The following is a 2,207-nucleotide window of genomic DNA, read 5'->3' as shown; positions in this document are numbered from 1 at the left end:
TGGGCTTGACGAGGTCGGGGCGCGCGGCGAGGCCGCGGCGCAGCGGTTCGCCGCTGGTGTCGAGGACGACGGGCACCCCGGCCGCGTGCGCCTCGCGCGTGAGTTGGGCGTAGGCGCCCACCGGAACGCCCGGCGGGAGGCTCCCGCACAGCGCGACCGCGTCGACGCTGCCGCCCCCGTCCTCGTCCCCGTCCCGCTCCGGTCGGCCGTCGTCGCTGCCGTCGCCGCCGGGACTCCGCAGCAGCCGTGCGTACGTCTCCTGGAACGCGGACCACTCCTCCGGGGAGATGTGCGGACCGGGCTCGTTGAACTGGGTGGAGCCGCCGCCCGCCTCGTCCACGACGCCGACCGTGCGGCGCGTGCTGCCCTGCGTCGGCACCAGCTCGTCCGTGATGTACGGCTCGCGCGCGAGGAGTTCGCGCAGCTCCGAGCCCGTCAGGCCGCCGGCGAAGCCGGTGACGACCGTACGGTGGCCGAGCGCGGCGAGCACGCGTGCGACGTTGAGGCCCTTGCCGCCCGGGCGCTGCACGACCTCGCGCACCTGGTGCGACCCCTCCGGGGCGAGGCGGGGCACCCGGTAGGTCAGGTCGAGGGCGGTGTTGAGCGTGACCGTCAGGATCACGGGACCACTCCATGGGGGGACGGGGCGGGGACGCGCGTAGAAGTGTGCGGGACGACAACCGCCCGAGGGATCATGCCATTTGGCCTCCGAGGCCGCGACCCCGCCCGCCCGGCGGCGGCCCCGTGCGCGCCCGCCGAACCCGCCCGCTCTCAGCCCGCGTCGGGACGTACCGCCCACTCGCCCCTGCGCATCACGCCCACCACGCTCAGCGCTTCGTCCAGCACCACCAGGTCGGCGTCCTTGCCCGCCTCCAGCGAGCCCGTACGGTCCGCCACGCCCAGCAGCCGCGCGGGGACCGCGGACAGGGCGCGTACGGCGTCCTCCACCGGGAGCCCGTCGACGGTCACGGCGCGGCGGAACGCCTCGTCCAGCGTGAGCGTGGACCCGGCGATGGAGCCGCCCTCGGTCAGCCGCGCCACCCCGTCGCGCACCTCCACCTCCAGCGGCCCGAGGGGGTAGACGCCGTCGCCCATGCCGGCGGCGCCCATGGCGTCCGTGATGAAGGCGACGCGGTCGGCGCCCGCACGGTGGAAGGCCAACTCCAGGGCGGCCGGGTGCAGATGGGTGCCGTCGTTGATCAGCTCGACGGTCACGCGTTCGTCCTCCAGCAGCGCCGCGACGGGTCCGGGCGCGCGATGGCCCAGTGCGGGCATCGCGTTGAAGAGGTGCGTGGCGACGCTCGCGCCCGCCTCGACGGCCTGCGCCGTCGCCTCGTACGTCGAGTCGGTGTGCCCGACCGCGGCGATGACGCCGCTGTCCGCGAGCATCCGTACGGACTCCAGCCCGCCCGGGAGTTCGGGCGCGAGCGTCATCATCCGCGCCGTGCCGCGCGCGGCGTCGACGAGCTTGCGCACCTCCGTGGGATCGGGGTCGCGCAGCAGCTCCGGGTCGTGCGCGCCGCAGCGCGCGGCGGAGATGAACGGGCCCTCGAAGTGGACGCCCGCCAGATCGCCCTGCTCGGCCAACTCACTGAGCGCCGCGGCCTGTTGGGCCAGGTCGCTCAGCTCGCCCGTCACGGTCGAGGCGACCATGGTGGTCGTGCCGTGCCGCCGGTGGGTCGCGACGACCTTCAGCGCTTCCTCGGCCGTACCCGACGAGAAGGACGCACCGCCGCCGCCGTGCACATGCAGGTCGACGAAGCCGGGCACGATCCAGTGGCCGCCCAGCTCGAACGTCGGCCGCTCACCGGGCACGTTGCCGGCGATCCGCCGTCCCTCGACGGTCAGCACGGCGTCCTCGGCCACGCCGTCCGGCAGCACCACCCGTGCGCCCGTCAGTACGGTGCGTTCGCTCGTCGGGCTCATCGGCTCGCAACCTCCGCGGAGAGTAGGTCCCAGGCGAGAAGTCCCGCGCCCAGGCAGCCCGCGGCGTCCCCCAGCGCCGCCGGGACGATCGTGGGGACCCGCTGGAAGGTGACGCGTGCGCGCACGGCCTCCCGCAGCGGTACGAAGAGGACGTCGCCGGCCTCGGCCAGACCGCCGCCGACGATCACCGTCCGCGGATCGAGGAGCGTCACGGCGGTGACGAGCCCGGCGGCGAGCACGTCCACCGCCTCGCGCCACACGGCGGCCGCCCGCCGGTCGCC

General features: G+C 75.4%; 3 protein-coding genes. All 3 read right to left on the bottom strand.

Going from position 1 to position 2,207, the window contains the following annotated elements:
- Positions 1–622, bottom strand: a 622-nt coding sequence (locus tag AN218_RS30055) for a 1-phosphofructokinase family hexose kinase (protein WP_244900838.1), incomplete at its 3' end; no start/stop codon positions are given.
- A gap of 149 nt (positions 623–771) precedes the next feature.
- Positions 772–1,926 (bottom strand): N-acetylglucosamine-6-phosphate deacetylase, encoded by a 1,155-nt coding sequence (nagA, locus tag AN218_RS30050; RefSeq protein ID WP_070020206.1) that lies wholly within the window; start codon positions 1,924–1,926, stop codon positions 772–774.
- Positions 1,923–2,207: ROK family protein (locus AN218_RS30045; RefSeq protein ID WP_141747756.1), on the bottom strand; the 285-nt coding region annotated here is incomplete at its 5' end. The genes nagA and AN218_RS30045, both read right to left, overlap by 4 nt.

The sequence above is a fragment of the Streptomyces nanshensis genome (assembly GCF_001751255.1).
Lineage (GTDB): Bacteria > Actinomycetota > Actinomycetes > Streptomycetales > Streptomycetaceae > Streptomyces > Streptomyces nanshensis_A.
The sequence above is the reverse complement of the archived record's forward strand: the minus strand, read 5'-3'. Positions and strand labels throughout refer to the sequence as shown.

Coding starts and splice junctions, on each gene's coding strand:
- nagA (WP_070020206.1), bottom strand. CDS start 1,926: ATGAGCCCGACGAGCGAACGCACCGTACTGACGGGCGCACGGGTGGTG.